Origin of the sequence: Pseudarthrobacter sp. AB1 (assembly GCF_014926485.1) — a bacterium.
Taxonomy (GTDB): Bacteria; Actinomycetota; Actinomycetes; order Actinomycetales; family Micrococcaceae; genus Arthrobacter.
Genome location: NZ_PZKO01000055.1, coordinates 350,454 through 364,488 on the forward strand (window position 1 = coordinate 350,454; position 14,035 = coordinate 364,488).

A 14,035-nucleotide genomic window follows, 5' to 3' on the forward strand; every position below is an offset into this window, starting at 1 on the left:
CGTGAAGACGCACCGGCGCGCTCGCTACTATGGATCCTCGTCACCGGAGTCAGCGTCTTAGCCCTCAGCTTGGTACCGCTGATCCGGACACCGCGGTTTTATTTTTGGGATGACACCGAGAACGGGGCCTACGGGGTCTGGTACCACCTGGGTGAATCGTTACTGTCTGGTACCGTACCGATCCTCAATCCGCAGGTTTGGTCCAGCGGAAACTATGCGGCCGAAGGACAGTGGGGAACGTGGAACCCCCTCATAATGCTCATTGGGGTTATTGTCTACTTCGCCCCTGATGCCGTTGTAGTAACAACCAGCCTGAAAATCGCTTTCCTGGTGATCGGCGGCATCGGCTGCTACTTGTTGAGCAGATCCTTCAAGGTTCCTCCCGCACTGGCTCTGGTGGCCGGCGTCGCCTCTCCTTTAAACGGCTTCACCATGTTCTTCGATGCCCCTTCATGGGTCACGGGGCAACTCGCGTGGGCACTCGTGCCCTATTTCTGGATGCTGCTGAAGATGGCCAGTGATGGCCGCCGGAGTCCGCTCTGGGCTTTCCTGGTCGGATACCTCGTGGTCACCATCGGGTACGTCGCCGGAACCGTGGCGGTGGGCTTCGTCCTGTTGGCCGTAGGCGTGGATGCGCTCTTGAAACGGCACTGGACGAAGGCATGGCGCACTGCGGCCCTTGGGTTCGGCCTCGTCCTGGTCGCCGTTGTGGTTTATCTTCCCGGCGTCCTGACGGCTGCAGTGACAACGCGCAGCACTACCGCCATCGCCAATGACGACTTTATGGGCGTTGACCTCAGCGGTCTCCTGAGCTCAACCATCGCCACCGCTTACCCGATGATGCCGTCCTGGTGGTGGGGCGGCTTGTCCGCTCCTGCGCCAGCACTGTACATCGCCTGGTTCCTGCCCCTGGTCGCGTTCCTGAGCTGGCGCCGGATACGGGCGTACGCCCCGCAGATCAGGGACATCCTGTTCTTCGCGGCGCTCTCCCTAATGTTTGTGCTGTTGCCCTCAACCGTCGGTCCCCTCCGCTATCCAGCCCGTTTTATGCCCTATCTGGCAATGGTTTGCATCCTCCTGTGCGTTGTGCTGCTGTCCCATGCACTCGCCAGGCATCCCTCGAAGCTGTCCCTTTTGGGGGCAACGGGCGCCATTGCGTTCGGTGTCTACGGTGGCTGGGCCCAATTCCCCGATCGTTACGTCGCGGTCTTTTTGGCCGGCCTCGTCGCGATTGCCGCCATCTGCCTCCTGTGGTGGCGGATGCGGGGCAACACTATCCCGCTGGATAAATTGTCGATGGCTTCCTCAATCGCTGTCATCTGCCTCGGTGTGACCTTGGGGACCACCTTGCTGCAGTACCGAACAACCGAAGTGAGCCCGCTCTCTGATTCTGCGGTGCCGGCCGATACCGCCATCCCCAAGGGTGTCCTGGCAGATGTCCGAGGGGAGGTCCTGGTGGTAGGGGATCCGCTCGACTACCCACAGGACGAGTCGACGTGGTCCCGGACCCTCCTGGCCAACACCTGGTACCTCAGCCCCGCATCCGTCCTGAACAGATACCAGCTGATCGGGCACACGGAATACAACAAGGCTTTGTGCCTGCGTTATTTGGGCGGCACTTGCGCTGAGCTCCTGGACCGGCTCTTTGAGCGGCGTGACGAAACCGGCATGCTGCTCGCTGACGAACTTGGGATCGACAACATACAAATCTTGAAGAAGTCGTTCGAAGGAAACCAGCGACCCGCTGCTTCTAACAACTACATTGGACGTCAGGATGCCGTACCTGTCAGGTCTGTACCGGCGGGGTGGCACCAAGTAAGTGACGACGGGGAAATAGCGTTGTGGAGCCGCGACATTCCAACGGGCTCGTCCGGCGGGCTCGTCTGGACGTCCGCGGGCACGAAGCTTACCGAGACCGGACGGACAGCCACCGAGGTCACTCTTCGCGTGGACGAGGTTGCCTCCGGCGGAGGCCGGGCCGCCTTGGGCCGTCTGCCGTGGCCCGGGTACACAGCGAGCGGTACGAACGTCACTTCCCCCGTTGACGGATTCCTGCTAGCCGTAGACGTGCCAGAACATTCGGCCGGATCCACGCTGTCCGTCGCCTTCATCCCGCCCGGCTGGGCCGAAGGCGTATCCCTGTGGTGCGTCGGGGTGGGCGGCATGTTTTTGTGGATGGCCTGGGACGTAGTTGCAGCACGCAGGCGACGTGCTTCGACGGAAAACCACCCCTCGACGGAGAGTCGGCTGGCGACTGAGAAAGCGCCGTAAGCCAGCTAACAGGTAAAGCCGGGTTCCGCACCTTCGGACCGATCTCGGCTTTGCGTTTTCCTGCGATGCTAGACGGTTGCCTGGCTTGTGCTGAGGTATTCGGCAAGTGCAGTGTTGGAGCTGCGTGGGTGGAATCCCGTGGCCTTGATTTTCTGGAGGTTCAGTACGCTGTTTAGAGGGCGGGGGGCCGCCGTTTTGTCTTTGAAGTACTCGGCGGTGCTGACGCCGGTGACGACGGACCGTTCGGCGCCGCTGAGTTCGTAGACGTCCGCGGCGATGTCGGCCCAGGACTGCGGGGTTCCGTCGTTGCTCAGGTTGTAGGTTCCGAACGGCGCTTGGGTCTGGAGCAGGTGATGGATGCCGTCGGCGATGTCGGTGGCGAAGGTCAGGCGGCCGATTTGGTCGTCGACGACTGCGGGCTGGACTCCGCGGCCGGCTAGGGCTGCCATGGTGCGAACGAAGTTGTTTCCCTCTCCGATGACCCAACTGGTCCGGACGATGTAGTGCCGAGGGACTGTGCTGACGACGGCGTCGCCAGCGGCCTTGCTCTGGCCGTAGACGCCCAGGGGCGTGAATGGTTCATCCTCTGCATGTCCCGTGTGTGTGCCATCGAACACGTAGTCGCTGGAGACGTGCACGAGGGTGAGCGAGTGTTCGGCCGCGACCCGGGCCAGTCGGCCGACTGCGGTGGCGTTGATGGCCCAGGCGGCCTCGCGTCCGGGCCCGGTTTCGGCGGTGTCCACCGCTGTGTAGGCGGCGGCGTTGATAATGGTGCTGTAGTTGCCCCAGTGCCTTGCGGTGTAAGAGTCCATGTCCAGGAGGTCAAAGTCTTGGCGGCTGGCGAACTCAACGGAGGTGTCGCCGTCGTACGCTTTGCGCAGGGCGCGTCCGAGTTGTCCGTCCGCGCCCAGGACAAGAATTTTGCGGGGGCCCATGGGTTTGACGCCCGCCAGACGCGGGTGGCCCAGGTCTTTTTCGGAGACTTCCGCGCGGGCCAGAGGGATGGGCCAGGGGATGTTCGCGGTTTCATCTGCCAGGTTGAGGAAGGTGTACTCGGCGTCAGGTGACCAGTGGTCGTTAACCAGGTAGACGTAGGACGTGTTGTCCTCCAGTGTCTGGTAGGAGTTAGCGACGCCGCGGGGGATGAAGATGGCCTTGCTGGGGTCGAGTTCGGTGGTGAAGACCGCCCCGAATGACGGGCCTTCGCGGAGGTCCACCCATGCGCCGAAGATCCGGCCGGTGGCAACGGAGACGAACTTATCCCAGGGTTCAGCGTGGATGCCCCGGGTTGTTCCGGCCTTGTCGTTGAAGGAGATGTTGTTCTGGACGGGGCCGAAGTCCGGGAGCCCGGCTGCGGTCATTTTCTCCCGCTGCCAGTTTTCCTTGAACCAGCCGCGGTTGTCGCCGTAGACCGGAAGGTCGTAGACCACGACGCCGGGAATCGGCGTTTCCGCGCCCGCGAGCTTCTTCTGGAACTCCATGCTTACTGGCCCTGCTCCTTGTATTTTGCTTCGGTGGCGGCCTTTTGCGGGCGCCACCAGTCCTGGTTGTTGCGGTACCAGGCGATGGTGTCCTCGATGCCGGCGTTGAAGTTGGAAAATTCAGGCTTCCAGCCCAGTTCGGAGCGGAGCTTGGTGGAGTCGATGGCGTAGCGGAGGTCGTGGCCGGGGCGGTCTACGACGTGGTCGTACGCGTCGCGGGACTGGCCCATGTGCTCGAGGATGAGTTCTACGACGTCCTTGTTGTTCTTTTCGCCGTCGGCCCCAATCAGGTAGGTCTCGCCGATGATGCCTTTTTCGATGATCGCCAGCACGGCGGAGGAGTGGTCGTTGGCGTGGATCCAGTCGCGGACGTTTTCGCCCTTGCCGTAGAGCTTGGGCCGAATCCTGTCGATGACGTTGGTGATCTGGCGGGGGATGAACTTTTCAACGTGCTGGTACGGTCCGTAGTTGTTCGAGCAGTTGCTGATGGTGGCCTGCAGGCCGAACGACCGGACCCAGGCTCGGACCAGCAGGTCCGAGCCGGCCTTGGTGGAGGAGTAGGGGCTGGAGGGGTTGTAGGGGGTGTTCTCGGTGAACCGCTCAGGGTCGTCGAGTTCCAGGTCGCCGTAGACCTCGTCGGTGGAGATGTGATGGAAGCGTTTGTTGTGCTTGCGGGCCGCTTCGATCAGCGTGTAGGTGCCGATGATGTTCGTGTCCAGGAACGGGCGGGGGTCATGCAGGGAGTTGTCGTTGTGGGATTCGGCCGCGTAGTGGACCACGACGTCGGCCTCGGCCACGAGCCGGTCCACCACGGCAGGATCGGCGATATCGCCCTGGACTAAAGCGAAACGGTCCTCGGGCAGGTGCCTTAGTGACTCACGGTTCCCGGCGTAGGTGAGCTTGTCCAATACGGTGACATAGTTGTCCGTGTTGGCCATAACATAATGGACAAAATTCGAGCCGATGAATCCGGCGCCGCCGGTTACGAGAAGTCGCTGCATAGTTTCATAGGTTACCGGATTTGGCTGGACTTCGAATCAGAGGGAAAGATAGGTTGCATGCGCGGAATTATCCTTGCCGGCGGTACCGGCTCCAGACTCCATCCCATTACGTTGGGCATCAGCAAGCAACTGGTGCCGGTCTATGACAAGCCTATGATCTACTATCCGCTGTCCACGCTCATCCTCGCCGGCGTCCGCGACATCCTCATCATCACCACCCCGCACGATGCGGATCAGTTCCAGCGGCTGCTCGGCGACGGTTCGCAGTTCGGCGTGAATATTACGTACACGCAGCAGCCTTCCCCCGACGGGTTGGCCCAGGCCTTCATCCTCGGTGCGGAACACATCGGCAACGGACCGGTTGCCCTCGTGCTGGGAGACAACATCTTCTACGGCCGGGGCATGGGCACGCAGTTGCGCCGATTCTCGGACATCGACGGCGGGGCGGTGTTCGGGTACTGGGTTGCCGATCCTTCCGCTTACGGCGTGGTGGAATTCGACGCCGAAGGAAAGGCCATTTCGCTGGAGGAAAAGCCGGCCAAGCCTAAGAGCCACTACGCGGTTCCCGGCCTCTACTTCTATGACAACGACGTTGTGCAGATCGCCAAGGACCTGAAGCCCTCACCCCGCGGTGAGCTGGAAATCACGGATGTGAACCGCGTGTACCTCGAGCGTGGCAAGCTCCAGGTGGAGATCCTGCCGCGTGGCACCGCGTGGCTGGACACAGGAACCTTCGACTCGCTGAACGAAGCGTCCGAATTCATCCACACCGTACAGAAGCGCCAGGGTTTGTCCATCGGCTGCCCCGAAGAGATCTCCTGGCGGTTGGGTTTCCTAAGCGACGCCGAACTGCAGGAGCGTGCGGAACCGCTGGTGAAGAGCGGTTACGGAAAATACCTGCTTGAATTGCTGGATCAAAGCGCCAACTGACCCCAGGGACAAAAAGACGGGTGGCGGGAAATTCCCGGACACCCGTCTTTTTTGGATTAATTCGGATATATCATTTGCTACGCCGGGCTTCCCGTCGGAAGCGGATCCAGAGCGCTTCGGCTGTATTCCGCTATGACAGGTGACCCGCTTCCATTGTTCAACTCCACAAGACGGGTCCACGAAGCCACCGGACGTTTTGTCCCTTCAGCTATCAGGTAAACAACTGGGGAGTCGAGCGCTTTGACAAAGATCGTTGTGTCTAGGTTGCCCCTCGCTGCAGGAAGCGCAATGCAGGTCGACGCTTCAAGGCTTCGTGCAGGCAGCTGTGCCGTTGCCGTAGTGGCCGGAAGCTTCCATAGGTTGCCGCCGTAGCCGAGATATGTGTTCGACGAGCACCGAATGACGGGCTGGACAGTTCCCGTGGAGGCGTAGGGCGCCAACGCCGACTGGGGCACACGTGAGTAGCCCCCTATACCCACGCTGCTGGTGATCCGGAAATCCTCCAGCTGCAGCATCTTATCGGGCCCATCGATTAGATAGACGACCGGACTTGAGTCCCCCACAGCGAGGTTAGCCAACTGCAAGAGGACGGGCCCCTTGGGCAGCGCCTGAATGGTGGTCGGTGGCAGCGCGTAGATATAAGGAATACTGCCCAGCCCGAGCTGAGTCAAGGTGGAGATATCGGGTACCTCGCGGGCGACCGACTTATCCCATCGGTACACGACCGCCGAAGCCGACGACTTTATGAATACAGGACTGGAAATTGTTGGACCTGTGTTTATTTTGCTCAATAAGAAGTCCGAAAAGGTAACGGATGTGTCGGGCCATTTCGTCGGGTCAGCCAACGGAAATTTGTTGGTTGAACCAATTGCATAGCGGGCAGTAGTGGCCCCATTTGATGCGAAGCCTCCGAACTTTGGCCCCTGTACGAGCTTGGCGATCGACTGTGGATCCAAGGCAGCCGCGCTAAGCGAATTGGCCCAGACGTTCTCCGAGTTAATCGATGTGCTTACCGCAAGTAGTTTGCCGTCGGTGTAGATGTACGGCTGACGGCTGTTGCGGTCGACAGCGATCACGTCCGGACGGATGAGTGGCGGAGCTGCGGCATAGGGCATACCTGCTGTTAGGGCGTCACTGACGTTCACGACAGTGGAGGGTGACCCGGCTGCGCTGAGTGAAGCCGGGTCGAAAAACTCGCGCTTGGTCATGCTGGAGACTTGAAACAACCTCCCCGAGGGAGATGCCGTCGCGTTGGCTAGTGTCCCGCCATCTGAAAACGTTGCAATCTGCCCGGGCGAAAGAGGGACCCAATTAGTACAGCTCCCACCCCCAAAGTCGTACATCATGGTGCAGTTGGGAACATGGAGTCGGCGGCCGGCATCAATCATGTAAATCGAACCGTCAGTACTTCTGGCAAAACGACCGACATCGGGGCCGGTTGAAAGCTGATCTAGAAAATATTGGCTGACCTGGGCCAAGGGGCTAACCCCGGAAAAAAGCTGATAGGTTGCCCAGTCAGGGATCCGATACTTTGTGGTTCCAGCGACAGCATAGATTGTGGAACTGTTCGGGCCTATGGCAAAGCGCATACTAGCACCGTCTGCGAAGCGGGCGAAATTTTGGAGTCCTGCGTAGTCACCATTCCAAACATTGGAGTCACCCGCCAGCGGCCCGGTGCTGCTGTACTGCCAGATGCTGTAAGTGCTCCAGCTAGCAGGGACGGCGCCCGCGTTGTCACTGGGGGAGCCTGGATAGGCCGCCACCCAAAGGGGATAGTCGCCGAAACCTGTCTGATTGCCCAGGCACTGATTCCACCACATGGTGTTGGTGTAGATCACGGGCAAGCGTCCGGTCAGCGCTTGCATAGTATTGCCGAAGTCTCGGACCCATGCACCCAACTGATTGGATGACATGCCATAGCAGGTGTTGCCGAAGTAGAAGCCGTTGATGGTCCTGCCCTCGTAGGGGTTGAACTCAAAATCCAGGACGGGGGGCATAGTGTAGCCGTCCCCCGTCCAGCCGCCACCACTCGCAACAAAGTAGCGCGCCTGATCGGCGCCCGAGGACCAGTTCGGGATGGCGAAGTGGTAGGCCCCTCGGATCATGCCGACGCTACGTGAACCCTGGTACTGTGAGCCAAACAATTCGTTGGTGTAGTAGTTTCCCTCGCTGGCCTTGACATAGGCGAATCGTGCGCCCATGTTCCATTGCTTCTGCCAGTCGACGCTTGGTTGGTGGGCGCTGACGTCGAGTCCCTGCACACCAAAAGTCGGCATCCAGGTGCCCTCGCTGCTAAGAGACTCCGTGCTCAGTTTCTTTATCGACGCCGACGGAGACGAGGCGGACACTCGTTTCGACCGCTGGCCCATTTCTGCTCCGCCGCCGCCGATGGCTTTGGCCATGGACTCGTTCGCATCAGAGGTTACCGGCTCAGGGGAGGGCGCGGCCGTTGATGCTGGCGAGACAGGTTGCACCGGAGCCGTCGCAGCAGGTGCGATGTCCGCCGTCGAGACGGCAGGCGAGGGGGAGGCGGATGGACTGGGAGGGCCTTCTAAGGAAGGCGTCGGTGCCGGAAAGGACTCAACGGCGAAGGCGGTTGCCCCCGGCCCAAGGCCAACTACAAGAGCGGCAGCCACAACTGCTGTCCCTAGGTATTGCATTACAGGGCGACGGGACTGAGACGGGTTCCGCTTCATTTTTTTGGCTCCGGATACAATGTGGCGCTCCCCCGAACGCTCACCTGGGTTGCTGTTTCGGCGTATCCCCCAGGGAGCAGCCGGACAGAGTGACTGAGACTTAACGCGCCCACCCTAGCACTGCGGTGCCCACGGAGACTAGTGATCCCAGAGTTTCTGATGTGAACCTTGTGAATGAAGGTTCTGAGATGGTGGTCATACAGGCGTGGGAGATGTGTCAGAGCGCAGTGCCTGTCCGCGGCCGACGCGACGTAAGCCTTCCTGTGCGCCGGAGGCTTGTCCGTCAGATTCCATCTTGAGCTTAAGGCGCTGAAAGCGCAGGCGGCTTGTGGTGAGAAGGAAGACCCCGTCGATGTCTAGAGCCACGGGGCCTTCCTCAGCGTCTCCTCATGATGTGTGACATGCGAAGTCGCTGTAAAGAACGCTAGTTGCTAATGGCCTGCCTTTCAAATCTCAAGAGCCATGTTAACGAAGACATGAGGCGTGGCAGTCGACGTCGAAGAGTCAATGCCTACCGCCAATTTCCATTGAGGCGGGCAAACCCTCGAGCTGTTTCCAATTTTGGGCATGTGATGCCAGTCCGATATTTTTGAGGACGGGTACACGAAAGCGGGCAGATGGCTTTGGGGTTGAGTCCTTTATCCGGAGCCGGTGGGCTCTGGACGGCTGGCGTCTTGTGCGACGGTGAATGGGGGCAAAATTTCGTGGCTCCGCGATAGGAGCTCAGACGATGAAGCAATCGAGCGGTTTATCCACAGCCCGCACCATATGACTTGGCGGCGTGCGCTACGCTCCCTAGGCTGTACCCAGTTGAACTGCCTCCACCGGGGGCGGTAGTTGTATTGGGGAACAACATGGACGCTGTGCGAATCGTGGAAGACGAAGTCCGCGAGCTGATCCGCCGTCGGGGCCTGGACCCGCTACGGCAGGCGGGCGAGGTCCGCCGTCTGGTCGAAGCAGCCGTCAGCGATTACGACGAACGCGCCCTCATGGGGCCGCTGCCTCCGATTGGTCCGTTGGAAGCCGCACGCCGGTTTGTCTTTGACGCGGTGGCCGGGTTCGGTGTCCTTCAGCCGCTGCTTGACGATCCGGCCATCGAGGAAGTCTGGATCAACGCGCCCAACGAAATCTACGTGGCCAGGAACGGCGAGTCGGAACTGACCTCGCTCAGCCTCACTGACCAACAGGTTCGCGATCTCGTGGAGCGCATGCTGAAGAGTTCCGGCCGGCGCCTGGACATGTCATCGCCCTTTGTCGACGCCGCACTCCCCGACGGTTCCAGGCTGCATGTGGTCATCCCGGATGTCACCCGCAGGCACTGGGCCGTAAATATCCGTAAGTTCGTGGTGAAGGCCAGCCGCCTTGAACACCTCGTCGAGCTGGGCACGCTGACACCCCAGTCGGCCCGGTTCCTCGGTGCAGCCGTATCCAGCGGACTGAACATCCTTGTGTCAGGTTCCACCCAGGCGGGCAAAACCACCATGCTCAACTGCCTGGCAGCGAGCATCGGCAGCCGTGAGCGCGTCATTACGGTCGAGGAAATCTTTGAGCTCCAGTTCCCCCTCCGGGATGTCGTCGGACTCCAATGCAGGCAGCCCAACCTCGAAGGAGAGGGCGAAATCCCTCTGCGCAGGCTTGTCAAGGAAGCCCTCCGGATGCGCCCGGACCGCTTGGTCGTTGGAGAGGTACGGGAAGCGGAAAGCCTGGACATGCTGATCGCCTTAAATAGTGGACTTCCGGGGATGTGCACCGTCCATGCAAACTCAGCGCACGAAGTGGTGGGTTAATCATGACGTGTACGAGAAACTACACCCGCGGCCGCGCTTCACGCATAGAAGACCAGCATGAATGCACAAAGGGAAGGTGCCCGTGCGCGGGCCGCGATCTACACCCGGATTTCCAAGGACCTCCAGCTTGAAGGGTTGGGAGTAGCAAGGCAGCTCAAAGACTGCCTTGCACTGGCGGCAAAACAGGACTGGGAGGTCGTTGAAAAGTTTGAGGACAACGACATCTCTGCCTCGGGAGGGAAAGTGCGGCCGGACTATGACCGGCTCAAGGCATTCATGGAGGCGGGTGCCGTGGATGTAGTTGTCGTCTATTCGGCCGACCGGCTGCATCGAAACTCACGAGAGCTCGAAGACTGGATCGACTTGGCGTCGGCTACGGGCATCAACATTCATTCTGCGACGAACGGCAGCATCGACCTCAGCACGCCCGACGGTCAGACGATGGCCAGAGTCGTGACCGCCTTCGCCGCGGGCGAAGTTGCCAAGACCCGCATGAGAATCACACGCAAGCACCTTGAATTGGCTGAGGCCGGCGCGTGGCCAGGTCAGAAGTGCTACGGGTTCACCGCTGGTGGGAAGGTCATCGAAGAGGAAGCAGCCATCATCAGGGAGATGGCTGCGCGTGTTCTCGCCGGGGAGGGCATCAATGCCATTGCCCGCGATCTGACTGAGAGAGGCATCCCCACTGCACGCGCAGCAGCATGGAGGGCGGCCAGCGTCATCAACATACTCAAAGCACCTCGGATAGCTGGCCTCCGAGTACACAAAGGAAAAGTCGCTTCAAAAGGTCAGTGGCCAGCGATTGTGTCCGAGGATGTTTCCGCGATGCTGCGAGCAAAGTTTGCTCCGGGCCGGTCAGGGGGCAAAAGAGGAGGTCCCCGAAAGCATCTTCTTACGGGTCTCCTTAAGTGTTCAAAGTGCGGGACCGGAATGGTTAAGAGCATCAACGGGAAGTCCAAGAAGCCCTCATATCGTTGTCCCCGGAATGTGGGCGCAGCTGCCTGCGGGGGAACCACAATAGTCGCGGCCGAGACGGAATCGTGGGTCATCGAAGCGGCGCTGAGGCTTCATGACGTCAGTGTGCTCAAGCAGAGCTCAGACAGCGAGGAGTGGCTCGAGAAATCGGGGGCGCTGGACGCCCGACTCGAAGAACTCGCTGGCGACTACGGTACCGGAACCATCAGCCGGGGGGAGTGGATGGCGGCAAAGTCAGCTATTGAACGTGCCAAAGCCGCCCTCCCGGTGCCTGTGATGCGGCCACCCAAACTGAGTACCGGGGAGATGGTCAGAGATTCGTGGGAGGACATGCCGGTCAGTGCGCGACGAGCCATTCTGGACGCTGTATTCGTCAAGATCGTGGTTCTGCCACGACGGCATGTAACAGGGCTGAAGGCATTCGACCCCGATCGTCTCTCCCCGGAATGGTGGCGATGAGCGCCAGGTGTCCGCCGTGGGGCCATTGCCCGCATAGAGACTTGGTATGGACACGAGCAAAGAAATCATCGCCTGGATGGTCAGAACCCGTGAGGCTCAGGGACTGAGCGGGACGGTCTCCTACGACCCGGAACTGCACGCTCAAGCAATGGGGGCAGTGGAACGTGCGCGAAGAGCTGCCTCCATTAGGGATGGCGGCTTGGCACAGTCTGCATAGAATCAACGGCGGACCGTTGCCGGGCCTCTTCCCCTTGGTCGCGGCGGCATCTGATCATCACAGTGGAGCACAGCCCTTCCAAGCAGCTGCCCCGGCGGAATCAGCCAGAGGGGCTACCCGGCTATTCAGCCCAGCTCCCTTTGGAGATGCCACCTAACGAAGCAGTAGAGCCCGAACACGTTTGTGGTCGTGCCCCGCTTTGTGCGGCGCACCTACACTTTCATCGTGGAGAACGAGGAGTCTCACTGCGGGTTCGTTGGGGACTCTGGAAAATTGAGCGCAGTCCCTGCAGCTCCGTCCAAATTGAGGACTACTTGCAGAACATCAGCAACCGGTGGTGCCCTAAATGCGCCGGCGACTCGCTCCACTATGTCGCCTGAAGTCATGCCGCTGTGGGACTGTACGGTTGAGTCCATGGTGACCCAGAGAGCGATTTTTGTTGATGCCGGCTTCCTGCTCGCGGTCGGCGGCACCCACGTTGCCGGCACATCGCTGCGGTCTGCGTTCCGGGTCGACTACGAAAAGCTCATCCAAGGCATCCTGAAGCGCACTGCGGAGCACTCTGGCCTCGATGTCCTGCGCGTCTACTGGTACGACGCCTCCAAGGACGCACTGTTCACTGACCAGCACAAGGCGATCGGGCTGCTGCCAGACGTGAAGGTCCGTCTGGGCCGGATCTCCTTTAACGGGGAACAGAAGGGCGTTGACCTTAAGCTCGGCCTGGACCTGGTGGGCGTGGCCCGGAACCGAGCCGCGTCCGTGGCCTTCCTCGTCTCTGGGGACGATGACCTGGCTGAAGCGGTCGAAGAAGCCCAGGACCTTGGCATGAAGGTCGTCCTGGTCGGCCTCGACAACCCCAGTCACCGGCTCGGGGTCACCTCCGTGGCCGAACACCTTGCGCTGCGTGTGGACAGCATTATCGCCCTGCCGACGGCGCTCGTTGAGGCCTGCTTCACCAAATACGTCGCTGACGAGCCCCGGCCCACACCTGGGCTCGTTGCGAGCCCGCAGGCCGCCCCTGACGTCGCGCCATCGGCTCCACGGCCCTCAGACTTCGCTGCCCGGCCGGGGCCGCCCCAGCACCGCACACGATTGCCCCCGGCCCCGAGGCCGCACCGGACCGAAGCGCACCTCGTGTACAGCTCCGGCGGGTCGGGCCGCACCAGCCTGCCACCCGAGGACAGCCCGCTGGACGTAGCCCACGACGTCGGTGAAAGCGTCGCGACCAGCTGGTACGGGGCCGCCACCCAGGGTGAGCTCAACGAACTGCTGGCAGACCGGCCCATTCTGCCCGCTGACGTTGACCGGGTCTTGCTGAAGGACTGCGCCCAGCGGATCGGCGAATACAAGACCGACCTGCAGGGCGTACGCCGGGCCCTGCGTGAAGCCTTTTGGACGAAGCTGGACCAGATTATCTAACTACAGATTCAATCCAACTGCCCTTCAATCGGCTAGAACAATCAACGGCTCTCTGCGAGTTCGATGAACTGGACTGGGACGAGCAGAACGAAGCCGTCCAGGCGATCCGGGAAAATGACACCTCAGACCCGGTCTCCGGCCTGCTCAGGAACACCCCGGACCAGCTCATGCGCACCCGTCTCGGGACCCCGATTGAACGCCTCACCGACCCGTCAGCGGCCTGGGGAAGCAACCTTGACACCGGGGGCGCGGAGACCCGCAAAAAGGCGCTCCTGGACCTCCTGAAAGACCATGGCGCCGACATCGAATCAGAGGGCGTTTCGGAGGCCCTGGATGAGCTGATCGAAGAGGGTCCCTGGGACTGGCATGAGGGGGTCAGGCTCGACCTGATCTTCACCGGAGACCTCGAAGAGATGGCCGCCGCGCCGCGCGTCGCAGGTGCCGAAATCCAGAACAAACAGCTCACCTTCACCTCGCCCCGGGTGCTGCTGATCGACCCCTGGAACGGCTCCGGCCACGAGGTCAGCGTGCCCGTGACAGTGGTCAAAGTCCTTCCCCAGCCCTCCGATGAGGGAGGTTTTCCCGACGGTGCGGACCGGGTTTCGCTCGATTCGAACGCCGGCGGCTACTCCTGGGACCGTGTTGCCGGGGTCGTGCAGGGCGCCTACAAGCCCTGGGCGCCGTCGGCACAGTGGCTGAGCAGCGCTCCGGACGAAGGGTAGCCGCCGGTCCCGATCGGCCCGGGCGGACCCAAAACGGTCCCGGACTGAGGTGTACTACTGATGTGAGACACAGTTTG

8 protein-coding genes and 1 pseudogene are annotated in these 14,035 nt (G+C 61.0%); 6 read left to right on the forward strand and 3 right to left on the reverse strand.

Going from position 1 to position 14,035, the window contains the following annotated elements; all coding sequences use genetic code 11:
* Positions 1-255 precede the first annotated feature (255 nt).
* Positions 256-2,271 carry a hypothetical protein gene (locus DAD99_RS15345; protein ID WP_227008046.1) on the forward strand — a complete coding sequence of 672 codons (2,016 nt, stop codon included), beginning with the start codon at positions 256-258 and terminating at the stop codon, positions 2,269-2,271.
* 68 nt (positions 2,272-2,339) lie between these two features.
* On the opposite strand, the gene DAD99_RS15350 is transcribed toward DAD99_RS15345, so the two are convergent.
* The gene (locus DAD99_RS15350; protein WP_193342201.1) at positions 2,340-3,752 is read right to left on the reverse strand and encodes a bifunctional dTDP-4-dehydrorhamnose 3,5-epimerase family protein/NAD(P)-dependent oxidoreductase; all 1,413 of its coding nucleotides are present in this window, start codon (positions 3,750-3,752) and stop codon (positions 2,340-2,342) included.
* A gap of 2 nt (positions 3,753-3,754) precedes the next feature.
* Complete coding sequence (rfbB, locus tag DAD99_RS15355) at positions 3,755-4,753, reverse strand: dTDP-glucose 4,6-dehydratase (protein WP_193342202.1); 999 nt, start codon at positions 4,751-4,753, stop codon at positions 3,755-3,757.
* A 57-nt stretch (positions 4,754-4,810) separates the two neighbouring features.
* On the opposite strand from rfbB, the gene rfbA reads away from it, so the two are divergent.
* Positions 4,811-5,683, forward strand: a complete 873-nt coding sequence (rfbA, locus tag DAD99_RS15360) for a glucose-1-phosphate thymidylyltransferase RfbA (RefSeq protein ID WP_193342203.1) — start codon at positions 4,811-4,813, stop codon at positions 5,681-5,683.
* 77 nt (positions 5,684-5,760) lie between these two features.
* On the opposite strand, the gene DAD99_RS21815 is transcribed toward rfbA, so the two are convergent.
* A complete protein-coding gene (locus tag DAD99_RS21815; RefSeq protein ID WP_375372249.1) occupies positions 5,761-8,085 on the reverse strand; it encodes a lysozyme in 2,325 nt (774 codons plus the stop codon).
* A 1,148-nt stretch (positions 8,086-9,233) separates the two neighbouring features.
* On the opposite strand from DAD99_RS21815, the pseudogene DAD99_RS15370 reads away from it, so the two are divergent.
* From DAD99_RS15370 to DAD99_RS15385, 4 genes and pseudogenes are all read left to right on the forward strand, one after another.
* Positions 9,234-10,160, forward strand: a pseudogene (locus DAD99_RS15370) (CpaF family protein); the annotation flags it as partial.
* A 63-nt stretch (positions 10,161-10,223) separates the two neighbouring features.
* A complete protein-coding gene (locus tag DAD99_RS15375) occupies positions 10,224-11,600 on the forward strand; it encodes a recombinase family protein (protein ID WP_193342204.1) in 1,377 nt (458 codons plus the stop codon).
* A gap of 631 nt (positions 11,601-12,231) precedes the next feature.
* Positions 12,232-13,236 carry an NYN domain-containing protein gene (locus DAD99_RS15380; RefSeq protein ID WP_193342205.1) on the forward strand — a complete coding sequence of 335 codons (1,005 nt, stop codon included), beginning with the start codon at positions 12,232-12,234 and terminating at the stop codon, positions 13,234-13,236.
* Positions 13,209-13,958, forward strand: a complete 750-nt coding sequence (locus DAD99_RS15385) for a hypothetical protein (protein WP_193342206.1) — start codon at positions 13,209-13,211, stop codon at positions 13,956-13,958. Before DAD99_RS15380 ends, DAD99_RS15385 begins: the two co-directional genes overlap by 28 nt.
* The last annotated feature ends 77 nt before the right edge of the window (positions 13,959-14,035 follow it).

Coding starts and splice junctions, on each gene's coding strand:
- DAD99_RS15345 (WP_227008046.1), top strand. CDS start 256: ATGCTCATTGGGGTTATTGTCTACTTCGCCCCTGATGCCGTTGTAGTA.
- DAD99_RS15350 (WP_193342201.1), bottom strand. CDS start 3,752: ATGGAGTTCCAGAAGAAGCTCGCGGGCGCGGAAACGCCGATTCCCGGC.
- rfbB (WP_193342202.1), bottom strand. CDS start 4,753: ATGCAGCGACTTCTCGTAACCGGCGGCGCCGGATTCATCGGCTCGAAT.
- rfbA (WP_193342203.1), top strand. CDS start 4,811: ATGCGCGGAATTATCCTTGCCGGCGGTACCGGCTCCAGACTCCATCCC.
- DAD99_RS21815 (WP_375372249.1), bottom strand. CDS start 8,085: ATGGCCAAAGCCATCGGCGGCGGCGGAGCAGAAATGGGCCAGCGGTCG.
- DAD99_RS15375 (WP_193342204.1), top strand. CDS start 10,224: ATGAATGCACAAAGGGAAGGTGCCCGTGCGCGGGCCGCGATCTACACC.
- DAD99_RS15380 (WP_193342205.1), top strand. CDS start 12,232: ATGGTGACCCAGAGAGCGATTTTTGTTGATGCCGGCTTCCTGCTCGCG.